Genomic DNA, 19,174 nt, shown 5'->3' on the forward strand with positions numbered 1-19,174 from the left:
CCATCCGACCGTTGGCGACAACCGTCGAAAATCACAAGCGATGGACCAAAAAGTTGGCGTCGGCGGGCCGATTTTCGGCACCCATCAAACGAGACATTTTTTCAATTGATGGGGGACGAAGAAATCCGTGTGGGCACAAAAACCGTGCCCACCCTACAGGGCTGGGATTCGCGATCCCGTTTCTGTGCGGCTTTGGCAAAATGCAGGCGTTGCAGCAGGCGCTCGGCTTGTTGCCGCTGGAGGTGGCCGCTGATCCGGCGAGCTGTTTAGGCATTTGCGCCGGCAACGCATTGGTCGAGTTCCGAGGCCCGGACGAGAAGTTCGCCGATCGGCTTAGCGTAACCTCATCCACCAAACCTCGGCCTGTATCGGCGTCGGCTGGCCGTCCGTCACTCGCGCACCCGAAAAACCAAGCGCGCAAACCTGCCCGATCGCGCGGCTAAACCACGTCCTCCGGCAAAAACCCGCCGGCTTGCATCGTCCACAAGCGGTGGTAAAAGCCTTGCCGGTCCAGCAATTCCTGATGGCTGCCGTCTTCGACGATGCGGCCTTGGTCGAATACCAGAATGCGGTCCAGATGGGCAATCGTGGAAAGGCGGTGGGCGATCGCGATGACGGTCTTTTGGCCCATCACCCGTTCCAGGTTTTCCTGGATGGTTTTTTCGGTGACCGAGTCCAGGCTGGAGGTGGCTTCGTCCAGGATCAGAATCGGCGCGTCCTTGAGCATGACGCGGGCGATGGCGATGCGTTGACGCTGGCCGCCGGAGAGTTTGACGCCGCGCTCGCCGACCAGCGACTCGTAGCCTTCCGGCATCGCGTCGATGAAGCCATCGGCGTGGGCCAGGCGGGCGGCGGCGGCGATGGCTGCGCTGTCGGCGTCCGGCTGGCCGTAGCCGATATTCTCGCGCAGGCTGCGGTGGAACAGGCTGGGGTCTTGCGGGATCAGACTGACCTGGCTGTGCAAGGATGCCTGGGTCACCGCGCCTATGTCCTGGCCGTCGATCAGGATTTGCCCGGATTGCGGCTCGAAGTTGCGCAGGATCAGGTTGACGAACGTCGATTTACCGGAGCCGGAGAAGCCCACCAGCCCGACCCGCTGGCCCGGTTCTATCGTGACGTTAAGCCGGTCGAACACACGGCGCTCGGGCTCGTATCCGAAACAGACCTGGCGAAACTCGATCCGTCCCTGGCTGACTTGCAAGGCTTGCGCGTCCGGCGCATCGACGATTTCGTGGCTTTGCACGATGGTTTCGACGCCGTTGGCGACGTTGCCGACGTATTCGAAGAACTCCAGAAAGCGCCGGCTCAGGTTGCGGGCGTCGTTGATGATCAGCAAGGCCAAACCGGTCGCCATCGCGAAGTCGCCGACGCCGATCGCGCCGTCGCGCCACAATTGCAAGGCATAGGCGATCGTGCCGATCTTCAGGATCGCGGCGGCGGTGAATTGAAACCAGCGCACCCGCTCCATGTACCAGAAGGTGCGGCGGGCGGTTTTCAATTCGGTGTCCAAATAGCCGTCCAGGTATTCGCGCTCGGCGCCGAGGCGGGCGAACAACTTGGCGTTGAGGATATTGGTGACCGCATCGACGATCTTGCCGTTGACCAGGCTGCGGGTCGCCGCGTAGTTTTGGGCGTAAGGCTGGCAACGGGTCGCCAGCCAATAGGAAATCAGCACGTACACGCCGACCCAGCCGGCGACATAGCCGCCCAAGCCTTGATGGGCGTTGAGCAACAGGCCGATCGATACCGCGAAGGTCACGCCGATCGGCCAGAAATCGCAGATGACGGACCATGTGGTGTGATTGACGCTGATCGCGGTTTCGCTGATCCGGTGCGCCAGGCCGCCGGCGAAGTGGTTGGCGAAGTAGCGCGGCGCGTGGCATTGCAGATAGGCGAACAACATCCGGGTGGTGTTCTGGCGCAAGCGTGGGCCGATCAGAATCAGCACCGCGCCGCTGGCCCGGCTGGAGACGATTTCGCCGAGATTCAGCGCGGCCAATAAAATCAAGGGTTCGCGGAATACCGCCCACCAATCGCCGCCCGGCGGCGCGGCGGCCACCGCATCCATCAAGGCCTTCACCGCGTAAGGCACCAGGATGCCGCCGGCGGCTTGGCCGGTTTCCAGGATCAACATCAGCAGCAGTAACCAACGATACGGCCGCAGACAAAACAATACGAAACGAAACAAGCCGGTGGGCAGCGCGGGCGCGTCGGCGGAACGGCGCAAGTCCGACGGAGACTGGGATTTGAGCATGACGGAAACGGGGAACGAAGCAAGGGCCATTATAACGAATCGGCCGACCCGCGCCCGGTTGGCGGGATTCGAATCAGTACCGTAAACGGTACCAGAACATGCCGACCGCTTCGTGGGCCAGCAAGAACACGTTCGGCCAGGCCGACAACGACGGCAGCCAATCTGCCCAGGTCAACGGACCTTGGTGACCGATGAAGGCGGTCGGCGCCGGCACTACTCGAAAGCCGGCCTTGCGAAACTCCAGCTCTGCGCGCGGCATGTGGTAGGCCTGAGTCACCAGCACGATGCGGTCGATGCCGAGTTCGTGCAAAAGCGCGTAACTGAAACGGGCATTTTCGGTGGTATTGCGGCTGGCGGTTTCCCGCCAGGGTTGCGGCACGCCGAATTCGTTTTCCAGCAGTTCGGCCATCAGGCTGGCTTCGGTAATTTCCGGCAGTTCCGGACTACCGCCGCCGGAAGCCAATACCGGCAAATTCAACGCCAATGCCAACTTGGCGGCATAACGCGCTCGAATCAGACTGCGGGGGTGCAGAGTCACCCCGCCGGGATATTCGGTTTCGCCGTACAGCAGGCCGCCGCCGATGACCACCAGGGCTTGCGGTTGAATTGGCGCGTAAGCATCCTCCGCCAACGGCGGAAAGCGTTCCCAAGCCAGCGCCAGCCGGTTGACGACCGCCGGCAAGCTCAACAGCAATAGCAACATCAGACAAATCAGCGCCACGCGTCCTCCGGATTTGCGTTTGCCGGCCAGCGCCAGGATCGCCGCCAACAGCAAGCCCATAGGCGGCAACAACAACGCTTTGGCGATATAGAGCGCGATGAACGACATCGGCGCCGGTGTCCGTTAACCCGCCACCGCCGAAGGCGCGCTTAGCCGTGCAGCCGGGAAATCCCCACCGCTTCGCGCAAGGTTTCGATAAACGGCCGGCTGATGGCGCGGGCTTTTTCGGCGCCGTCGCGCAATTCCTGTTCGATGTGCTCTGGCGCTTGCAGCAAGGCTTCGTAGCGTTCGCGGGCCGGGGCGATTTCGTCGTTAATTTTTTCGAACAGCACTTGCTTCATTTCGCCCCAGCCTATGCCTTCGGCGTAGCGCTGGCGTATCGCCTCGACTTCGTGCGGGTTGGCGAAGGCCTGGTAGATACCGAACAGCGTGCAGCCTTCGGTGTCCTTGGGTTCGCCGGGCTCCAGCGAATTGGTCTTGATCTTGTTGATCAGCTTGCGCAGTTTCTTTTCCGGCTCGAACAGCGGTATCGTGTTGTTGTAGCTCTTGCTCATCTTGCGGCCGTCCAGGCCCAGCAAGGTCGCGGCGTTGTCGTCCAATACCGCTTCCGGCAACGCGAAGTGCTCGCCGTAGATATGATTAAAGCGGCTGGCGATGTCGCGGGCCATTTCGATGTGCTGGATTTGATCCTTGCCGACCGGCACCTTGTTGGCGTTGAACATCAAGATGTCGGCCGCCATCAGGATCGGGTAGCTGAACAAGCCCATCGTAATACCCTTGTCCGGATCGTTGCCCTCGGTTTCCTCGTTTTCGGCGACGGCGGCCTTATACGCATGCGCGCGGTTCATCAAGCCCTTGGCGGTCACGCAAGTCAGCATCCAGGTCAGCTCCAGAATTTCCGGCACGTCCGATTGGCGATAGAACACCGCGTTGGCGGTATCCAAGCCCAGCGCCAGCCAGGTGGCGGCGATTTCCAGGCTGGATTGCTTGACCCTGGCCGGCTCGCTGCATTTGATCAGCGCGTGATAGTCGGCCAAAAAATAAAACGGCCGGACCTGCTCGTCCTTGCTGGCCTGGATGGCCGGCCGAATCGCCCCGGCGTAATTGCCCAGATGCGGCGTGCCGGTGGTGGTGATGCCGGTCAGAACGATGGATTTGCTCATGCGTATGCCTAAAGACTGTCGAGAAAAGTGGCGGGATTTTACACAAATCGCCCCGTCGCGTCAGGCGCAAAACGCGGGCTAAGCCGTTACGCGTCGGCTTGTCGGAGCCGTCACAAGCCGGACAAAAAGGCCGGGCGCGGGCGCGAACTCAGGGCTATTTGCCAAGCAGAATCGCCCGTTTTTATGTACACTCAATCCGGTTTATTTACTATCACTGCTGGAACCACGCGGAGGGCCCATGCTGACTCATGACGAAAAACGCGATTACATCCGGATGGATGTGGACTGTGACATCACTTACCGGGCGGCGGATTCCGACGAAATCAAGGTGGGCCGTTGCTTGACCTTGAGCGGAGCCGGCGTGTCCTTTATCGCGGAACGGTCCTTCGACATCGGCGCGGCGATGGAAGTCAGCATTATCCCGAAAACCTCGATCACTCCGCCGATGACGGCCTTCATCGAAGTGGTGCGCAGCGTCCGGCAAGCCGATGCCAGCTATGAAATCGCCGCCTCGATCAAAAGCATCAAGGGCAACTGACACCCTCTCCCCGACAGGGATGTAAACTCAAATCTATGTTCGTCATCACCAAAGAAGTTTATTTTTGCTACGGTCACCGGCTGATGAACCATCCGGGCAAGTGCCGCAACCTGCACGGCCACAGCGTCAAGGCCAGCATCTCGATCCGCGCCGCCCAGTTGAACGAACAAGCCATGGTCTGCGACTTTTCCGACGTCAAGGCCTGCGTGGAAACCTTTATCGACGACGTGCTGGACCACAATTTTCTGTTACACAAGGACGATCCGCTGATTCCGGCCCTGACCGCCCACAACGAGCAATTTCTGGCGCTGGACGAGCATCCGACCGCCGAAGTGCTGAGTAAAATGATTTACCAATACGTCAAGCAACGCGGCTTCGACGTCGATCAGGTGGTACTGTGGGAAACATCCAGCGCCTGCGCCTGCTACCGGGAAGACTGACATGAGCTTGGTGCATCCGGTCAATACCTCGTTGTGCCTGGAAAAGCTGTGCGAATCCAACTACCAGAAATTGTTCCGGCTGATTCCCAACTTAAGCGCCTTCGATAAGACCGCGGTCGGCATCACCGGCAACAAGCCGGCCCTGCATCTGGAAGTGCTGGAGCGCAATCCTTATACCTTGACGATAGAACTCAGCCACTGCTTCGGCGCCCATTTGAGCGAGCTGATGGTACCTGCGGTCAAGATCCGCATTTACCTGGACGCCAAACTGGCCGAAGCAATCCGCGATCACGAACGGCCGGCCGTCGATCAGGTATTCCCCAATCCGGGCCGTTTACTGGAAATCCAGAATTACAAATGGCGCTTGAATTACTTCCTGGAAAAGTGGCTGGACCACTGCCTGAAAACCGAATACCGCTTCGATTCCAGGCCTCACGCCGTCTGACGCTGCAAGGCGGCCCGCACGCAGCGCAGCACGCCGTAACCGTAAGCCCCGCCCAATTGTTCGTAAACCGGTTTTAGCGCATTGCGTTGCGCCTCCGGCAGAGCCAATATCACTTGCTCGATTTCGGCGATTTCGTTCGAGCCTAAACTCAATACTTCATTCAGCTCGACGAGCCCCGCTTCCAGCGCCTTGGCCATGTGGCTGTACACGGTTTCCGCCGTCAGACCGCGCTGGCCGGCTACCTGCTCGACGCTGTAGCCCAAGCGGAACAAGGCCAAACTTTCGCCAACGGTGTCGCCTGACGGACGGTCGTCGAACTCGGCCAACACGGCCAGAAAATCGTCGCCGTACAATGCCAATTTGCGCTGGCCGACGCCGGAGATGCGCGCGAATTGCTGGTGATCGCGCGGCCGGTTTTCGACCATCGCCATCAAGCTCGCGTCGTTGAAGATGAAATAGGGCGGCACGTCCTGGGCGTCGGCCAGTTCTCGGCGCTTGGCGCGCAAGGCTTCCCACAGCGCGCTGTCGGCCGCGCCGCCGGGCTGGCGTTTTTCGACCCGGTCGCGGCCAACCTTCGCGGTTTGTACATCCTTGCGCAGCATCAAGGTTTGTTCGCCGCGCAATACCGGCCGGCACGCTTCGGTCAGTTTCAGGCTGCCGTGGCCCTCGAAGTCGATTTCGACCAGCGACTTGGCGACCAACTGGCGAAACACCGAGCGCCAGGTTTTTTCGTCCAGCGCCTTGCCGATGCCGAAGGTCGATTGCCGGTCGTGGCCGTTGTTGCGAATTCGCTCGTCGCTCTTACCCAACAATACGTCGATCAAATATGTCGCGCCGAAGCGTTGGCCGGTGCGGTAAATGCAGGACAAAGCCTGCTGGGCGGCCACGCTGCCATCCCAGGTCGCCACCGGCTCCAGGCAAGTATCACAGTTTCCGCAACCCTGCTCCAGTTCGTCGCCAAAATAGCCAAGCAGCGCCTGGCGCCGGCAACTGACCATTTCGCACAATGCCAGCATCGCATCCAGTTTGTGGTACTCGACCCGCTTATGCGCCTCGTCGGCATTCGACGACGCCAGCATTTGCCGTAACGTCAACACGTCTTGCAAGCCGTAAGCCATCCAGGCGTTGGCCGGTAAGCCGTCGCGGCCGGCCCGACCGGTTTCCTGATAGTAGGCTTCGACGCTTTTAGGCAAGTCCAGATGAGCGACAAAGCGCACGTTGGGTTTGTCTATGCCCATGCCGAAAGCGATGGTCGCGACGATAATCAGGCCATCCTCCATCAAAAACTGATGCTGGTTTTTCTGGCGCTGAGCATGATCCATGCCGGCGTGGTAAGGCAAGGCCCGCAAACCTTTTTGATTCAGCCAATCGGCGGTTTCCTCGACTTTTTTGCGCGACAAACAATAAACGATGCCGGTATCGCCGGGATGCTCGGTGCGGATGAAATTCAGCAGTTGCTGGCGGGCATTGTCTTTTTGAACGATGCGGTAGCGAATATTGGGCCGGTCGAAGCCGCTGACGAAGACTCGCGCCTGCTCCAAGCCCAAGCGGACGATGATTTCCTGGCGGGTGCGCTCGTCGGCGGTGGCGGTCAGCGCGATGCGCGGTACTTGCGGAAATTGTTGGTGCAACACCGACAGCAGCAGATAATCGGCGCGAAAATCGTGGCCCCATTGCGAGACGCAATGCGCTTCGTCGATCGCGAACAACGCAATCCGGCAACGGCCGAACAAGGCCTGGGTTCGGGCATTCGCCAGCCGCTCCGGCGCGATGTACAGCAAATCCAGTTCGCCGTTCAGCAAAGCCTGCTCGGTGGCGCGAACCTGTTCCAAATCCAGCGTCGAATTCAAATACGCCGCGCGCACGCCGAGCTGGTGCAAGGCGCTGACTTGATCCTGCATCAACGCGATCAGCGGCGAAATGACGATGCCGACGCCGTCCCTGACCAAGGCCGGCACCTGGTAACACAGCGACTTGCCGCCGCCGGTCGGCATCAGCACCAACGCATCTTGCCCGGCGACGACGCTATCGATGATGGCCTGCTGCGGGCCGCGAAAACTGGCATAGCCGAACACGTTGCGCAGGACGTCCAGGGCGGGATTGGCGGTCATGAATCGATATTAGAAATGGATAGATCGGAACGAAAGCATCGCATATTAAAACATAGTTGGCGCCGGCGGCCGCCCGGCACGCGCCTCCGATCCCAAACAGCAATTCGCGCCGAACGGTCGACCGATTTCAACAAATCCCCCTCCCCCTATATAATGCCGGGCTTCTTGGAGACGCCTCGGCGCTTAATCACTGATTCGATGAACATCACCTATTGCGAGTTACCCGACCGCCTGAAGTACCTGATCGACAACGATCAACAATATCTACTAAAACAGGGGCTGAAAGGCATAGAGAAGGAAAGCCTGCGCATTACCGAGCACGGTGTGATTGCCCAAACCCCGCATCCGCAGGCCTTGGGTTCGGCGCTGACCCATCCTTACCTCACCACCGATTATTCGGAAGCGCTGCTGGAATTCATCACGCCGCCGTTCTCCGACATCAAGCAAACCTTGCATTACATGCACCAGTTGCACCAGTTCGTCTACCCGCATCTGGGCGACGAGATGTTGCTGGCCACCAGCATGCCCTGCGGTATCGACGGCGACTTGAGTATCCCGATCGCCGAATACGGCCGCTCCAACATCGGCAAGATGAAGCACGTATACCGCAAGGGTTTATGGCACCGTTACGGCCGGACGATGCAAGCCATCGCCGGCATTCATTTCAATTATTCGGTTCCGGAAGCCCTGTGGCCGGCCTTATATAGCTACGCCGGCAACGGCGCCACGTTGGAAGAGTTTATTTCCAAGGCCTATTTCGGGCTGATCCGCAATTTCCACCGCCAGGGCTGGCTGATTTTATACTTGTTCGGCGCATCGCCGGCCATCTGCAAAAGCTTCTTTAAAAGCCGCCCACAGTTGATGGAGCAATTCAAGGAATTCGACGAACACACGCTATTTCATCCCTACGCCACCTCGCTGCGGATGAGCGACATCGGCTACAAGAGCAAAAACCAGGCGGGCTTGAAAATCGACTACAACTCGCTGGACGGTTACGTCGACAGTTTGACGGCCGCGATCAGCACCCCTTACCCGGATTACGAAAAAATCGGCGTCAAGGTCGACGGCGAATATCAACAACTGAACGCCAACATTCTGCAAATCGAGAACGAGTTTTACAGCACGATGCGGCCCAAGCAAATCGCCCAATCCGGCGAAAAACCGACGCTAGCGCTGAAGCGACGCGGGGTGCTTTACGTGGAAATGCGCTCGCTGGATTTGAATCTGCTGAATCCGATCGGCATCGACGAAAGCACCGCCCGCTTCGTGGAAGCGTTTTTGCTGTACTGTCTGCTCCAAGACAGCCCGCCGCAATGCCCGGACGAGTTTCAGGTCAACAATAGCAACCAGTTGTTGGTAGCCAATCAAGGCCGCCGCCCCGGACTGGAGCTGAGCCGCAACGGCCAAACCCTGACCTTACAACAATGGGCCCACGATATTCTCTACGCGATGCAAGCAATCTGCGCGGTGCTGGACCGAGGCAGCCTGGATAGACCCTATCAATTGGCCTTGCAACAGCAACTGGCGGTGGTGGACAATCCGGCCTTGACGCCGTCGGCGCGCATCCTGGCCTGCATGCGCGAGAACGGCCAGGAATTCGGTTGTTTCGCCAGCAATACATCGGCGCTGCACAAGCATTATTTCAATGCCGAACCGCTGGACGATGCGACCCAGCAACAATTCGAGGCGATGGCCGCCGCTTCGCTACAAAAACAACGCGACATCGAAGCCTCGGACACGTTGGACTTCGACGAATATTTATCCCGTTATTTCGCCCAGAGCTGAACCGATGACCGCATTCGACCTTACTACCGCTGAATCCGAACTACAAGGCAAGAATCCCCGCACCATCCTGAAAACCGCGCTGGCCCATTTCGACAATATCGCCATTTCATTCAGCGGTGCCGAGGATGTGGTATTGATCGATCTGGCCCTGCAAATCAGAAAAGACATACAGGTGTTTTCGCTGGATACCGGCCGGCTGCATCCCGAGACTTACCGCTTTATCGACCGGGTACGCAAACATTACGGCATCGCGATCGAGATTCTCAGCCCCGATTACGTCAGTCTGGAAGCCTTCGTCAAGGAAAAAGGCTTGTTCAGTTTTTACGATGAGGGCCACCAGCAATGCTGCGGCATCCGCAAGGTCGAACCGTTGAAACGCAAGTTGGCTAGCTTGGATGCCTGGATCACCGGCCAACGCAAGGATCAAAGCGTGGACACGCGCGGCGATATTCCGGAAGTGCAACTGGACGCCGGCTTTTCCGGACCGGGCAAGCAGCTAATCAAATTCAATCCGCTGCTGAATTGGTCGTCGGCACAGGTTTGGGATTACATCGAGGCTTATCAGGTGCCGTTCAACGACTTGCACCAACACGGCTATATCAGTATCGGATGCGAGCCCTGTACCCGGCCGGTTTTGCCCAATCAGCATGAACGCGCCGGCCGCTGGTGGTGGGAAGAAGCCACCAAGAAAGAATGCGGCTTGCACGGAGGAAACGTCAAGACGCCTGAGTAAGCCAATCCCAGGATTCCTATAATCATTGCTCCAGCTTTGCCGGCCATGAAAACCACGTCCGTGCGTCCCGACATACAGTTTTTGCGCGGCATCGCGATCCTCGCCGTGCTGATTTTCCACTCGGAAGTCGTTCCGCTCAGCGGCGGCTATCTGGGCGTGGACGTGTTTTTCGTGATTTCCGGCTATTTAATCACGTCGATTATCCTGCGGGACCTGGCCGCCGACCGCTTTTCCTTCCCGCGCTTTTATGCCAGACGCGCCAAAAGGCTGTTGCCCGCCGCCTATTGCACGTTGATTTTTACCAGCCTGCTCGGCGCGACGGTGCTGAGCGCTGAACAGTGGGACGACTTCGTTAAGCAACTGATCGGGACCGTCACCTTTACCGCCAATATTGTATTGCCGTTTCAGTCCGGTTATTTCGAAACCGCGGCGGAAAGTAAGCCGCTACTGCATACCTGGTCGTTGTCGGTCGAAGAACAATATTACTTGTGCATTCCACTGATGCTTTATTTGATAAGGCCCCGCTGGCGTTTTCCGGCACTGGCAGTCGCGACCTTGCTCAGTCTGAGCCTGTGCTTGATTTTCGTCAGTTTTAGGCTGAGTTATTGGCGCTTGCCCGAACTCGACTCGCCGACTGCCGCCTTTTTTTTCCTACCCACCCGCGCTTGGGAGATGCTGACCGGATCGCTGCTGGCTTGGCGCATGTTGAAAACCCCTGCCTTAAACGTTACCAAGCGTGTCAAACTACCGGCCTTGCTGCTGATTGGCTATTTATGCACCGCGCCTATCGATAGCGCCCATCCCCGCATTGATGCGCTGCTAGTGGTGATGGCCACGGCCGTGCTGATCGCCGGCAATAGCGACTGGCTAGCACAAAATTTACTGACCCGCGCCGTCGAAAAACTGGGCGACTGGTCGTATTCGCTCTATCTGGTACATTGGCCGCTATTTGCATTGGCCAGAACCGCCTATCTCGACGCCGTCCCGTTATACGTCAAATACCTGCTGTTGCTCGCCGCACTGGTGCTGGCTTATCTACAATTCGAATACGTGGAACAGCGCTTCCGCTACGGCTGGCAAGTCAATCGAAATAAGACCTTTAAATGGCTGGCCGCCGCGTCGCTGTTGGTGGTTATAACACCGCTATCCGCCGATTTACTCAGGTCATGGAATGGCTCCGCCGCCAAACCTACCTCGAGGACGCCGAATTGGGGCTTAAAGCAGGCTTGCTCCGCGGGCAGTTTGGTGTTCGAGCACCCGGAACAATGCAGCTCCGCCGCGCAACCGGTCTACGCGCTGTGGGGCGATAGTTACACGATGCATTTGATACCCGGCTTGCAAAACGAAAAACCGATCGCCGAATCGATGATCCAGATTACGATGGCAGCCTGCGCGCCAATCCTGGGTCTGGCTTCGCTGGACAAAAATTACGATGAAACTTGGGCCGAACGCTGTCTGGCTTTCAATGAAAAAGCCATCCGCTTTATCGAATCCAGTCCGTCGATCCGTTACGTGATCATGAGTTCGCCCTACTCCGGCTATTTCGACGAAGGCGAACTGACGCAATTTTATCAAGGCAAAAAAATCGTCGGCAACCGCGCGCTCGCGGTAGAACAAATGTTGACCACACTCGCCAGACTGACCGCTAGCGGCAAAATACCGGTATTGATCGCCCCGCCCCCCAGACCTGGGTTCGATGTCGGCGAATGTTGGCGACACAAGCAAAGCGGCTTGCTGGTGCTTGGCCGTAACGACTGCAATTTTCGCTTCGAAGAACACCAAGTCTATCAGCGCGGCATTATCGACAGCTTGACCGAAGTCCAACAACGCAGTCGGAGTAGTTTACTGCGCTTCGACGATATTTTATGCGAGGATGGATACTGTCGGACGCGGTTGGCGGACGGCACGTCGATTTACAAAGACGGCGGGCACTTATCGGTAGCAGGATCGGAATGGGCGGTACCGCAGTTAGGCTTATCCAAACTGGAAACGCCTAGCTCCCAAGACCCCTAGTGTCACTACTCCAATCCGCGCTGAATCCCTAGGCCCCACACCGAACCGGTCGCCACACATCCGCCAGCTAACGTCTATCGGTTACCGGAATTTCTGGAAGTGGGTGTTTGTAGAAACGCACGAGCAAATAGCGAATGGGGTGGTCGCTCGCGACAACTGCGCCCGGAACCGGGTTTAGACCGTTCTCACGCGTACCAGCTAGGTTTGCAAGAAGTGGCGTCCCCACGGGGGTTCGAACCCCGGTTACCGCCGTGAAAGGGCGGTGTCCTAGGCCACTAGACGATGGGGACCAAGAACATTTTTACTGCGGATTTTAGAATCGCTTTTCGAACAACACACCGAGTGCGTTGGCGTCCCCACGGGGGTTCGAACCCCGGTTACCGCCGTGAAAGGGCGGTGTCCTAGGCCACTAGACGATGGGGACTAAGACGAAATCAACTATTGGTGGAGCCAAGGAGGATCGAACTCCTGACCTCTTGCATGCCATGCAAGCGCTCTCCCAGCTGAGCTATGGCCCCGTAGCTGATTCCGACTATTATACAGACTTAAAAATCTCTGTCTATCAATTTTCGTGATCTTCGATAAATTTGATCGCGCGCGCAATCCGATCCAGGGTTTTTTCGCGGCCCAGCAAGGCCAGCGTCGCGTCGATGGCCGGCGACACCGCGCCGCCGCAAACCGCGACGCGCAAAGGTTGCGCGACCCTGCCGAGATTCAGTTGCAACTTTTCGGCGGTATCCAGCACCACTTGATGCAAGGGCTCGGCCGACCAATCCGCCAAGGCGTCGAAACCGGACCACACCGCCTGTAACACGTCCTCGACGCCGGGCTTGAAGTTCTTTTTGACAGCCTTGTCGTCGTAACTATCGAAGTCCCGATAAAAATACAGACTCTCATCGGCCATCTGCACCAACGTCTTGCAACGCTCCCGTTGCAACTTGACGATGTCGATCAAGGCCGGGCCGGTTACCGGATCGATACCCCGCTCGCCCATGTGCCAAGCCAGATGCCGAGCGACATGGGCCGGGTCGCTGTTCATGATGTACTGATGATTTAACCAAATTAGCTTGTCGGTATTGAAGGTCGAAGCCGAGACATTGACCTTTTCCAGTTCGAACAAGGCAATCATCTCGTCGATCGAAAACAACTCCTGATCGCCGTGCGACCAGCCTAGCCGTACCAGATAATTTAGCAAGGCTTCCGGCAGATAACCGTCGTTGCGGTATTGCATCACGCTAACCGCGCCGTGACGTTTCGACAAGCGCGCGCCGTCGGAACCCAAGATCATCGGTACGTGCGCGTAGACCGGCAAGGTTGCGCCAAGCGCCTTTAGAATATTGATTTGCCGGGGGGTGTTGTTGACGTGGTCGTCGCCGCGAATCACATGAGTCACGCCCATATCCATGTCGTCGACGACGACGGTCAGATTGTAGGTCGGCGTGCCGTCGGAACGGGCGATGATTAAGTCATCCAGCTCCTTATTGGCAACCACAATCCGGCCCTTGACCAAATCTTCGATCACCACGTCGCCGTGATCCGGATTGCGAAACCGCACCACTCTTTCCCGTTCCGGCTGATCGGCGCTATCCCGACATTTGCCGTTGTAGCGCGGCTTTTCCTTATCGGCCATTTGTTGCTCGCGCAACGCATCCAGTTCTTCACGGCTGCAATAGCAATAATAGGCATCGCCCTGATCGAGCAATTGTTGAATGACTTCCTTGTAGCGATCGAAGCGATGGGTTTGGTAAAACGGCCCCTCGTCGTATTCCAGTCCCAGCCAGGTCATGCCTTCCAGAATCGCATTGACCGATTCCTGGCTGGAGCGCTCCAAATCGGTGTCTTCGATCCGCAAGATAAACTTGCCCCCATGCTTGCGGGCGTACAACCAGGAAAACAGCGCGGTTCGGGCGCCGCCCACGTGCAGGTAACCGGTCGGACTCGGTGCAAATCGGGTTCTAATACTCATCTTCACTTATTTACTGGTTAAAAATCTTTTAGCGTATTCGGTCGGTATCGATCGCGCGGCATTCAAGCGCATCGCCTGATAATTGAATTGCACGCTGCCCTTGGCGGCGTCGTTGCGACCCAAGATCGCCAACGAAGTCGCATGGCCCTGCGCGGCGGCTTTTTCGTACCACTGGGTCGCCTTATCGGTATCGCCGGTCACGCCCAGGCCGCGATCGTACAATGCCCCCATGACCACCTGCGCATCCACGATGCCCTGCTTGGCGGCCTTTTCCATCCATTCGGCGGCAAGTTTCTCGTTCTTCTCGTAACCGTCCCGGCCCAATAAATACAAGGATGCCAGCTTGGCTTGCGCCTGTGGATTGCCTTGTTCGGCGGCTTGCAAAACCTCGTCCGCCCAAGCTGACGACAGTTGCAGCAATATCAAACATAACCCTATCAATCTGCCCATCATTCCCCCCAAAAAGGCCATTCGCAAACCTACATTATTTCATGGCCCCGCATCCAGGTGAACGTAGTACAAAAAAATAAGGGTTTGATGTTAGACTTAAGCACCCAAGGCATCCAAACTCGGCCTTGCCGCTACCAAGAATAACAACAGGAGAATTCCACCATGAAAAAAACCTTACTCGTTACGGCCGGCTTGGCGGGCGCTATTTTGTCCGGTTGCGCGACTCAATCGAGCAATACCTTCCAGGCATTCCAACCCGAAGACCTGAACGCCTTGGTCAAATCCGGAAAACTGGTTCAGAAAACCAATAGCTTCCTGGTCGTCAACGATTCGTCCTCTTCGATGAGCCGCACCTTCGTCAATTCTGCCGAATACAGCGGTACCAAACTCGATGTCGAGAAAAACCTGCTCAACAAATTCAACAAATCCATTCCCAGCATTCCGTTGACTTCCGGCCTGCGCAGCTTCGGTTTCGGCCCTTGCCTGGATTGGAGCGCGACTAAGTTGAACCAGCCGCTGCAAAGCTACACTCAAGCCGGTTTCGAAAGCTCGCTAAGTTCGTTGACCTGTTCCAGCGGCGGCACCCCGTTGGCAACCGCGTTGGAAGCGACCAACCAAGACCTGGCCGGCGGCACCGGCAATTTGGCGCTGATCGTATTGAGCGACGGCATCGAAGAGTCCTCGCCCGCCCCGGCCGCCGCCGCCCTGAAAGCTCAGTACGGCGACCGCTTATGCATCTACACGGTGTGGGTCGGTAACGACGAAGACGCTGCCGGGCAAGCCGAATTACAACAAATCGCCGATGCCGGCGGTTGCGGCTTTTCGACCACGGCCGATGCGATCAGCTCTCCGAAAGGCATGAGCGACTTCGTTAAAAACGTATTCCTGAAAGCCGGCACTCCACCCGCCGTCGCCGACTGCTCGAAACAGGACGACGATAAGGACGGCGTCAACAACTGCGCCGACAAATGCCCCGACACACCGAAAGGCGCGATCGTCGATAAAGACGGTTGCTGGGCGTTCCGCGGCGTATTGTTCGACTTCGACAAATCCGACATCAAATCCAAATACCATCCGCTGATCCAAAACGCGGTCGAAGTCATGAAGCTGAATCCGGGCCTGACGGTCGAGATTCAAGGTCATACCGACAGCTACGGCAGCGACGCCTATAACGAAAAACTGTCGCAACGCCGCGCCAACGCGGTCAGAAACGAGTTGATCAAACAAGGCGTCGACGGCAAACGTTTGACCGCGGAAGGTTTCGGCGAATCGCAACCGGTCGATACCAACGAAACCGACGAGGGCCGCGCTTACAACCGCCGCGTCGTCTACAAACGCACCGACCGTTAATTCGCGCCGCCAGGCGGAGTAAAACGAGGGAGGCCCAGGCCTCCCTTTTTTGTCCGCGCCGCGCCGGTTCGCCATTCGGGGCAACCGGCCGGTCAAAAGCCATCCGCGTCGCGCCGAGTCAAACGTTTGTTCAGCGCTTGCCGGCTAATACCCAGCAAGCCGGCGGCAACGCCCTGATTACCCTGGGCACGGCGCAAGGCCTCGCCGATCAAGGCTTCCTCGGCTTCTTTCAAGGTCGGCAAGCGCTCCGGAAATTCGGCGGCCGGCGCGGCAAATTCCACGGCGGCGTCGCCCGACCGATTGCCGAAGCCTTCGTCGGCGATCGCGTCCTTCACGCTTTGCAACGATAGCACCGAACCCTGACTGCGAGCGACCGCATCGAACATCAAGCCTTCCAACTCGCGGATATTGCCCGGAAAACGGTAATTCTCCAACCATTGAAACAATGCCGGCGGCACGTTCGGCGCCGGTCTGCCCAGGCTGGCCGCCGCTTTCTCGACAAAATGCAAGGTCAGTTGCGGCAAATCCTCGCGGCGTTCGCGGAGCGGCGGCAATTGAATATGATGGGTGCGCAGCCGGAAGTACAAATCCTTGCGAAACCCGCCCTGTTCGGCTTGGCGCTTGACGTCGCAATGCGTGGCGACCACGATGCGCGCCCGGCTCTGGCGCGGCCGGTCCGCGCCAATCGGATAGTAAGAGCCATCCTGCAGCAAGCGTAACAGCTTGACCTGCAACGCGATGCTCAAGTCGCCGATTTCATCCAGAAACAATGTACCGTCGCCGGTACTGGCGATCAAACCGTCGCGCGCGCGGTCCGCTCCGGTAAACGAACCTTTCGCATGGCCGAACAAGGTGTCGGCAAACAGGTTGTCGTCCAATCCGGCAACGTTCACCGCCACCAATTCGCCGGGGCGGCCGGACTGCCGATGCAGGGCGCGGGCGATCAATTCCTTGCCGGTGCCGGTTTCGCCGCTGATCAACACCGGTTGCGGCGACGCGGCGACGGCTTCGATGTAACGAAAAATCGCAAACATCGCCGAACTTTGGGTGACGATTTCTTCGAAGCGGCTCGGCTGGTGCGGCTGGTTGGCCAGCAAGCAGTCCTTCAACGACAGCAACTCGGCCCGCAGCAACCGCGCTTCGACGGCTCGGCGTACCGCGGCAACCAGACAATCGCGCTCGACCGGTTTCAGCAAATAGTCGCTGGCGCCGTTACGCATGCACTCCACCGCAGTCGGCAAATCGTTGGTGGCGGTCATCACGATCACGGCGATCTCCGGATATTCGGCGGCAATCGAGGCCAGCAACGCCAATCCGGACAGATGCGGCATCGTTAAATCCAGCACGATCACACCAACCGGCCGTTCGGCCAACAACGGTAAAACCGCTCGGCTATCGTCCAGCGTCAATACCTCGGCATGGCCGGCGCCGCGCAAGACCAAACTGGCGCTATGCAGTATCTGGGATTCGTCGTCGACCAATAAAATCGGTAACGGGTTTAACGCTTTAGTCCGCATGTTCGGCCGCGGACCAGGGTTTAGAGTTGACCGGAAAAATCGCTTGGGCCACCGTGCCCCGCCCCGGTTCGGACGAAAAGTTCAAGCGGCCGCCGTGGGCGCGCATCAGCGAAGCGCTGATCGCCAGACCCAAACCGGTACCGCCGCACGCTTGCTTGGTCGTAAAGAACGGGTCGCACAGTTGCTGAATGTGTTCTGGGGAAATCCCGCCCCCCTGATCCGTGACCTCGACGCAGACCTCGCCCTCGTCGTCCAGCCGCCGGGTTGTCACGCCGAGCGTCTGGTCGGTATCGGTGAGAGCGTCCAGCCCGTTAATCAATAAATTCACGATAACTTGTTCCACCTGCCGCGGGTCGCCTTGCAGCGGCGGTAGCGCCGAATCCAACCGGATTTCGAAGTGATCGGTTTTACGAGCAATCACGTGTCTAACCAAACGAACCGCGCGCTCCACCGCCTCGTTCAGCGAAAATGCGGCGTCGGCCTGTTCGGTTTGCGGACGAGCGTAATGTTTCAGGTCGGCCACGATGCGCTCGATGCGTTTGGCACCGTCTCCGATGTCGTCTATCAAGACGCCGGCGCTAGCGCGCAACTCGGTATACGGCAAACCGGCCAACGAGAACTCGCCGCCGGCCCGGTAGCGATCGTCCAAAATCTCCAGCGCGTCGCTCCAAATATCGGCCAGCAAACCGGCGTTCAACAAAATCAGTTGATTTGGATTGTTGATTTCGTGCGCGACCCCGGATACCAAAGTGCCCAAAGCGGTCATTTTGTTGGCTTGTATCAGTTGCAGCTCCTGTTGTCTGGCCACCGCTTCCAATTGTCTGCGTGCGCTGATGTCCCGAATAATCGCGGTCGAAAAGCGCTCCTCGCCTCGGGTCCAATGGGAGAGTGAGACTTCGATCGGAAACGTCTCACCGTCCCGACGTATTCCAAGCGATTCGGTGATTGGATTTATCATCCGGTCGGTCGCATCGGCTTCCGCTTGCAATTGCGCTTGTATCGCCGCCTGCGCATTGATCCAGAAACGTTGGCTCGACGTCCCGAGGGCCTCTTCGGCAGCCTCCCCGAACATTAACGCCGCGCCCCGGTTCCAGGAAACGAGGTTGCCGCCGGCATCCACCGAAACGATCGCTTCGCGCGCCGAATCGGTAATAGCCCGCAAGCGGGCTTCGCTTTCCCGCAACCAGGACTCCGCCTGCAAGCGTTCGCCGATTTCCTGTTTCAAACTGGCGTGCGCCCTACGCAAAGCCAAGGTATGCGACCTTAACAACGCGAACTGATACAACAGATAAGCCGCCAACAGCACCGCCATGAGATACAACGCCAACCGAAAGTGTTCAGCGCACCGTTCGGCGCCGTCGCCGTAAAGACGCAAAGCGTGTTGCAAGTCGTCGATCCGGCTTAAAATCGGTTGGCCGATGATGGATTGCAACGCCGCGTCGACCTTGGGCAAAACCTCGACAATCAATCGGCCATGGGCAATTAACACCTGATAATCGTCGGACTGGGAATTCAGCCCGGATAATCGCTCCAACTCCTGCTCAAGTTCCCGCGCCACCTCTGGCCCGGCATTTTCCAAAAAGCCGGCCATCAGCCGCCACAAAGTGGTCAACCTGGCGCTGTCAGCCGGCTTGGCGGCTACCTGCAGGTTTCTACCGATCTCGTTGAAGGACATCACCGAATTGCGC

General features: G+C 58.1%; 15 protein-coding genes and 3 tRNA genes. 7 read left to right on the plus strand and 11 right to left on the minus strand.

What is annotated here, in order from left to right:
- Positions 1–439: 439 nt before the first annotated feature.
- The 3 genes from A1355_RS02910 to A1355_RS02920 all read right to left on the minus strand — a co-directional run bounded on the left by A1355_RS02910 (position 440) and on the right by A1355_RS02920 (position 4,138).
- Positions 440–2,254: an ABC transporter ATP-binding protein gene (locus tag A1355_RS02910; protein WP_064024818.1), complete on the minus strand. Its 1,815-nt coding sequence runs from the start codon at positions 2,252–2,254 to the stop codon at positions 440–442.
- Positions 2,255–2,327: 73 nt separating this feature from the next.
- On the minus strand, positions 2,328–3,083 hold the full coding sequence (locus tag A1355_RS02915) for a YdcF family protein (RefSeq protein WP_064024821.1): 756 nt from the start codon (positions 3,081–3,083) through the stop codon (positions 2,328–2,330).
- A gap of 41 nt (positions 3,084–3,124) precedes the next feature.
- Positions 3,125–4,138: a tryptophan--tRNA ligase gene (locus tag A1355_RS02920; RefSeq protein ID WP_064024824.1), complete on the minus strand. Its 1,014-nt coding sequence runs from the start codon at positions 4,136–4,138 to the stop codon at positions 3,125–3,127.
- 238 nt (positions 4,139–4,376) lie between these two features.
- Between A1355_RS02920 and A1355_RS02925 the strand changes: the two genes are divergently transcribed.
- Genes A1355_RS02925 through A1355_RS02935 form a run of 3 tightly spaced genes read left to right on the plus strand, consistent with a single transcriptional unit; the run spans position 4,377 to position 5,561 of the window.
- A complete protein-coding gene (locus tag A1355_RS02925) occupies positions 4,377–4,676 on the plus strand; it encodes a PilZ domain-containing protein (protein WP_064024826.1) in 300 nt (99 codons plus the stop codon).
- A 35-nt stretch (positions 4,677–4,711) separates the two neighbouring features.
- Positions 4,712–5,116, plus strand: coding sequence for a 6-pyruvoyl trahydropterin synthase family protein (locus tag A1355_RS02930; protein WP_064024828.1), 405 nt, complete (start codon positions 4,712–4,714; stop codon positions 5,114–5,116).
- A gap of 1 nt (position 5,117) precedes the next feature.
- Positions 5,118–5,561, plus strand: a complete 444-nt coding sequence (locus tag A1355_RS02935; protein ID WP_064024830.1) for a DUF1249 domain-containing protein — start codon at positions 5,118–5,120, stop codon at positions 5,559–5,561.
- On the opposite strand, the gene recQ is transcribed toward A1355_RS02935, so the two are convergent.
- Positions 5,549–7,672, minus strand: a complete 2,124-nt coding sequence (recQ, locus tag A1355_RS02940) for a DNA helicase RecQ (RefSeq protein WP_064024832.1) — start codon at positions 7,670–7,672, stop codon at positions 5,549–5,551. The genes A1355_RS02935 and recQ overlap by 13 nt on opposite strands.
- 198 nt (positions 7,673–7,870) lie before the next feature.
- On the opposite strand from recQ, the gene gshA reads away from it, so the two are divergent.
- From gshA to A1355_RS02955, 3 genes are read left to right on the plus strand one after another with little or no spacing between them, the layout of a single operon-like run.
- On the plus strand, positions 7,871–9,457 hold the full coding sequence (gene gshA, locus A1355_RS02945; RefSeq protein ID WP_064024848.1) for a glutamate--cysteine ligase: 1,587 nt from the start codon (positions 7,871–7,873) through the stop codon (positions 9,455–9,457).
- 4 nt (positions 9,458–9,461) lie between these two features.
- Positions 9,462–10,190 carry a phosphoadenylyl-sulfate reductase gene (locus A1355_RS02950; RefSeq protein ID WP_064024834.1) on the plus strand — a complete coding sequence of 243 codons (729 nt, stop codon included), beginning with the start codon at positions 9,462–9,464 and terminating at the stop codon, positions 10,188–10,190.
- A gap of 45 nt (positions 10,191–10,235) precedes the next feature.
- Positions 10,236–12,203 carry an acyltransferase family protein gene (locus A1355_RS02955; protein ID WP_064024836.1) on the plus strand — a complete coding sequence of 656 codons (1,968 nt, stop codon included), beginning with the start codon at positions 10,236–10,238 and terminating at the stop codon, positions 12,201–12,203.
- 214 nt (positions 12,204–12,417) lie between these two features.
- On the opposite strand, the gene A1355_RS02960 is transcribed toward A1355_RS02955, so the two are convergent.
- From A1355_RS02960 to A1355_RS02980, 5 genes are all read right to left on the minus strand, one after another.
- Positions 12,418–12,493 (minus strand) — tRNA-Glu (locus A1355_RS02960).
- A gap of 58 nt (positions 12,494–12,551) precedes the next feature.
- Positions 12,552–12,627, minus strand: a tRNA-Glu gene (locus A1355_RS02965).
- An 18-nt stretch (positions 12,628–12,645) separates the two neighbouring features.
- Positions 12,646–12,721, minus strand: a tRNA-Ala gene (locus A1355_RS02970).
- A 44-nt stretch (positions 12,722–12,765) separates the two neighbouring features.
- Positions 12,766–14,169 carry a glutamate--tRNA ligase gene (gene gltX, locus A1355_RS02975; protein WP_064024838.1) on the minus strand — a complete coding sequence of 468 codons (1,404 nt, stop codon included), beginning with the start codon at positions 14,167–14,169 and terminating at the stop codon, positions 12,766–12,768.
- A gap of 6 nt (positions 14,170–14,175) precedes the next feature.
- Positions 14,176–14,622: a tetratricopeptide repeat protein gene (locus A1355_RS02980; protein WP_231883534.1), complete on the minus strand. Its 447-nt coding sequence runs from the start codon at positions 14,620–14,622 to the stop codon at positions 14,176–14,178.
- A gap of 159 nt (positions 14,623–14,781) precedes the next feature.
- Here A1355_RS02980 and A1355_RS02985 point away from each other — a divergent pair, with 159 nt between their 5' ends.
- Positions 14,782–15,969 carry an OmpA family protein gene (locus A1355_RS02985; RefSeq protein WP_064024842.1) on the plus strand — a complete coding sequence of 396 codons (1,188 nt, stop codon included), beginning with the start codon at positions 14,782–14,784 and terminating at the stop codon, positions 15,967–15,969.
- Positions 15,970–16,061: 92 nt separating this feature from the next.
- Here A1355_RS02985 and A1355_RS02990 read toward each other — a convergent pair whose 3' ends face one another.
- Entirely contained in the window at positions 16,062–17,486 is a 1,425-nt protein-coding gene (locus A1355_RS02990; RefSeq protein ID WP_064024844.1) for a sigma-54-dependent transcriptional regulator, read from the minus strand.
- A partial coding sequence (locus A1355_RS02995) for an ATP-binding protein (RefSeq protein ID WP_231883535.1) occupies positions 17,476–19,174 on the minus strand: 1,699 nt, incomplete at its 5' end. The genes A1355_RS02990 and A1355_RS02995, both read right to left, overlap by 11 nt.

It is taken from the genome of Methylomonas koyamae (assembly GCF_001644025.1).
GTDB classification, from domain to species: Bacteria; Pseudomonadota; Gammaproteobacteria; order Methylococcales; family Methylomonadaceae; genus Methylomonas; species Methylomonas koyamae_A.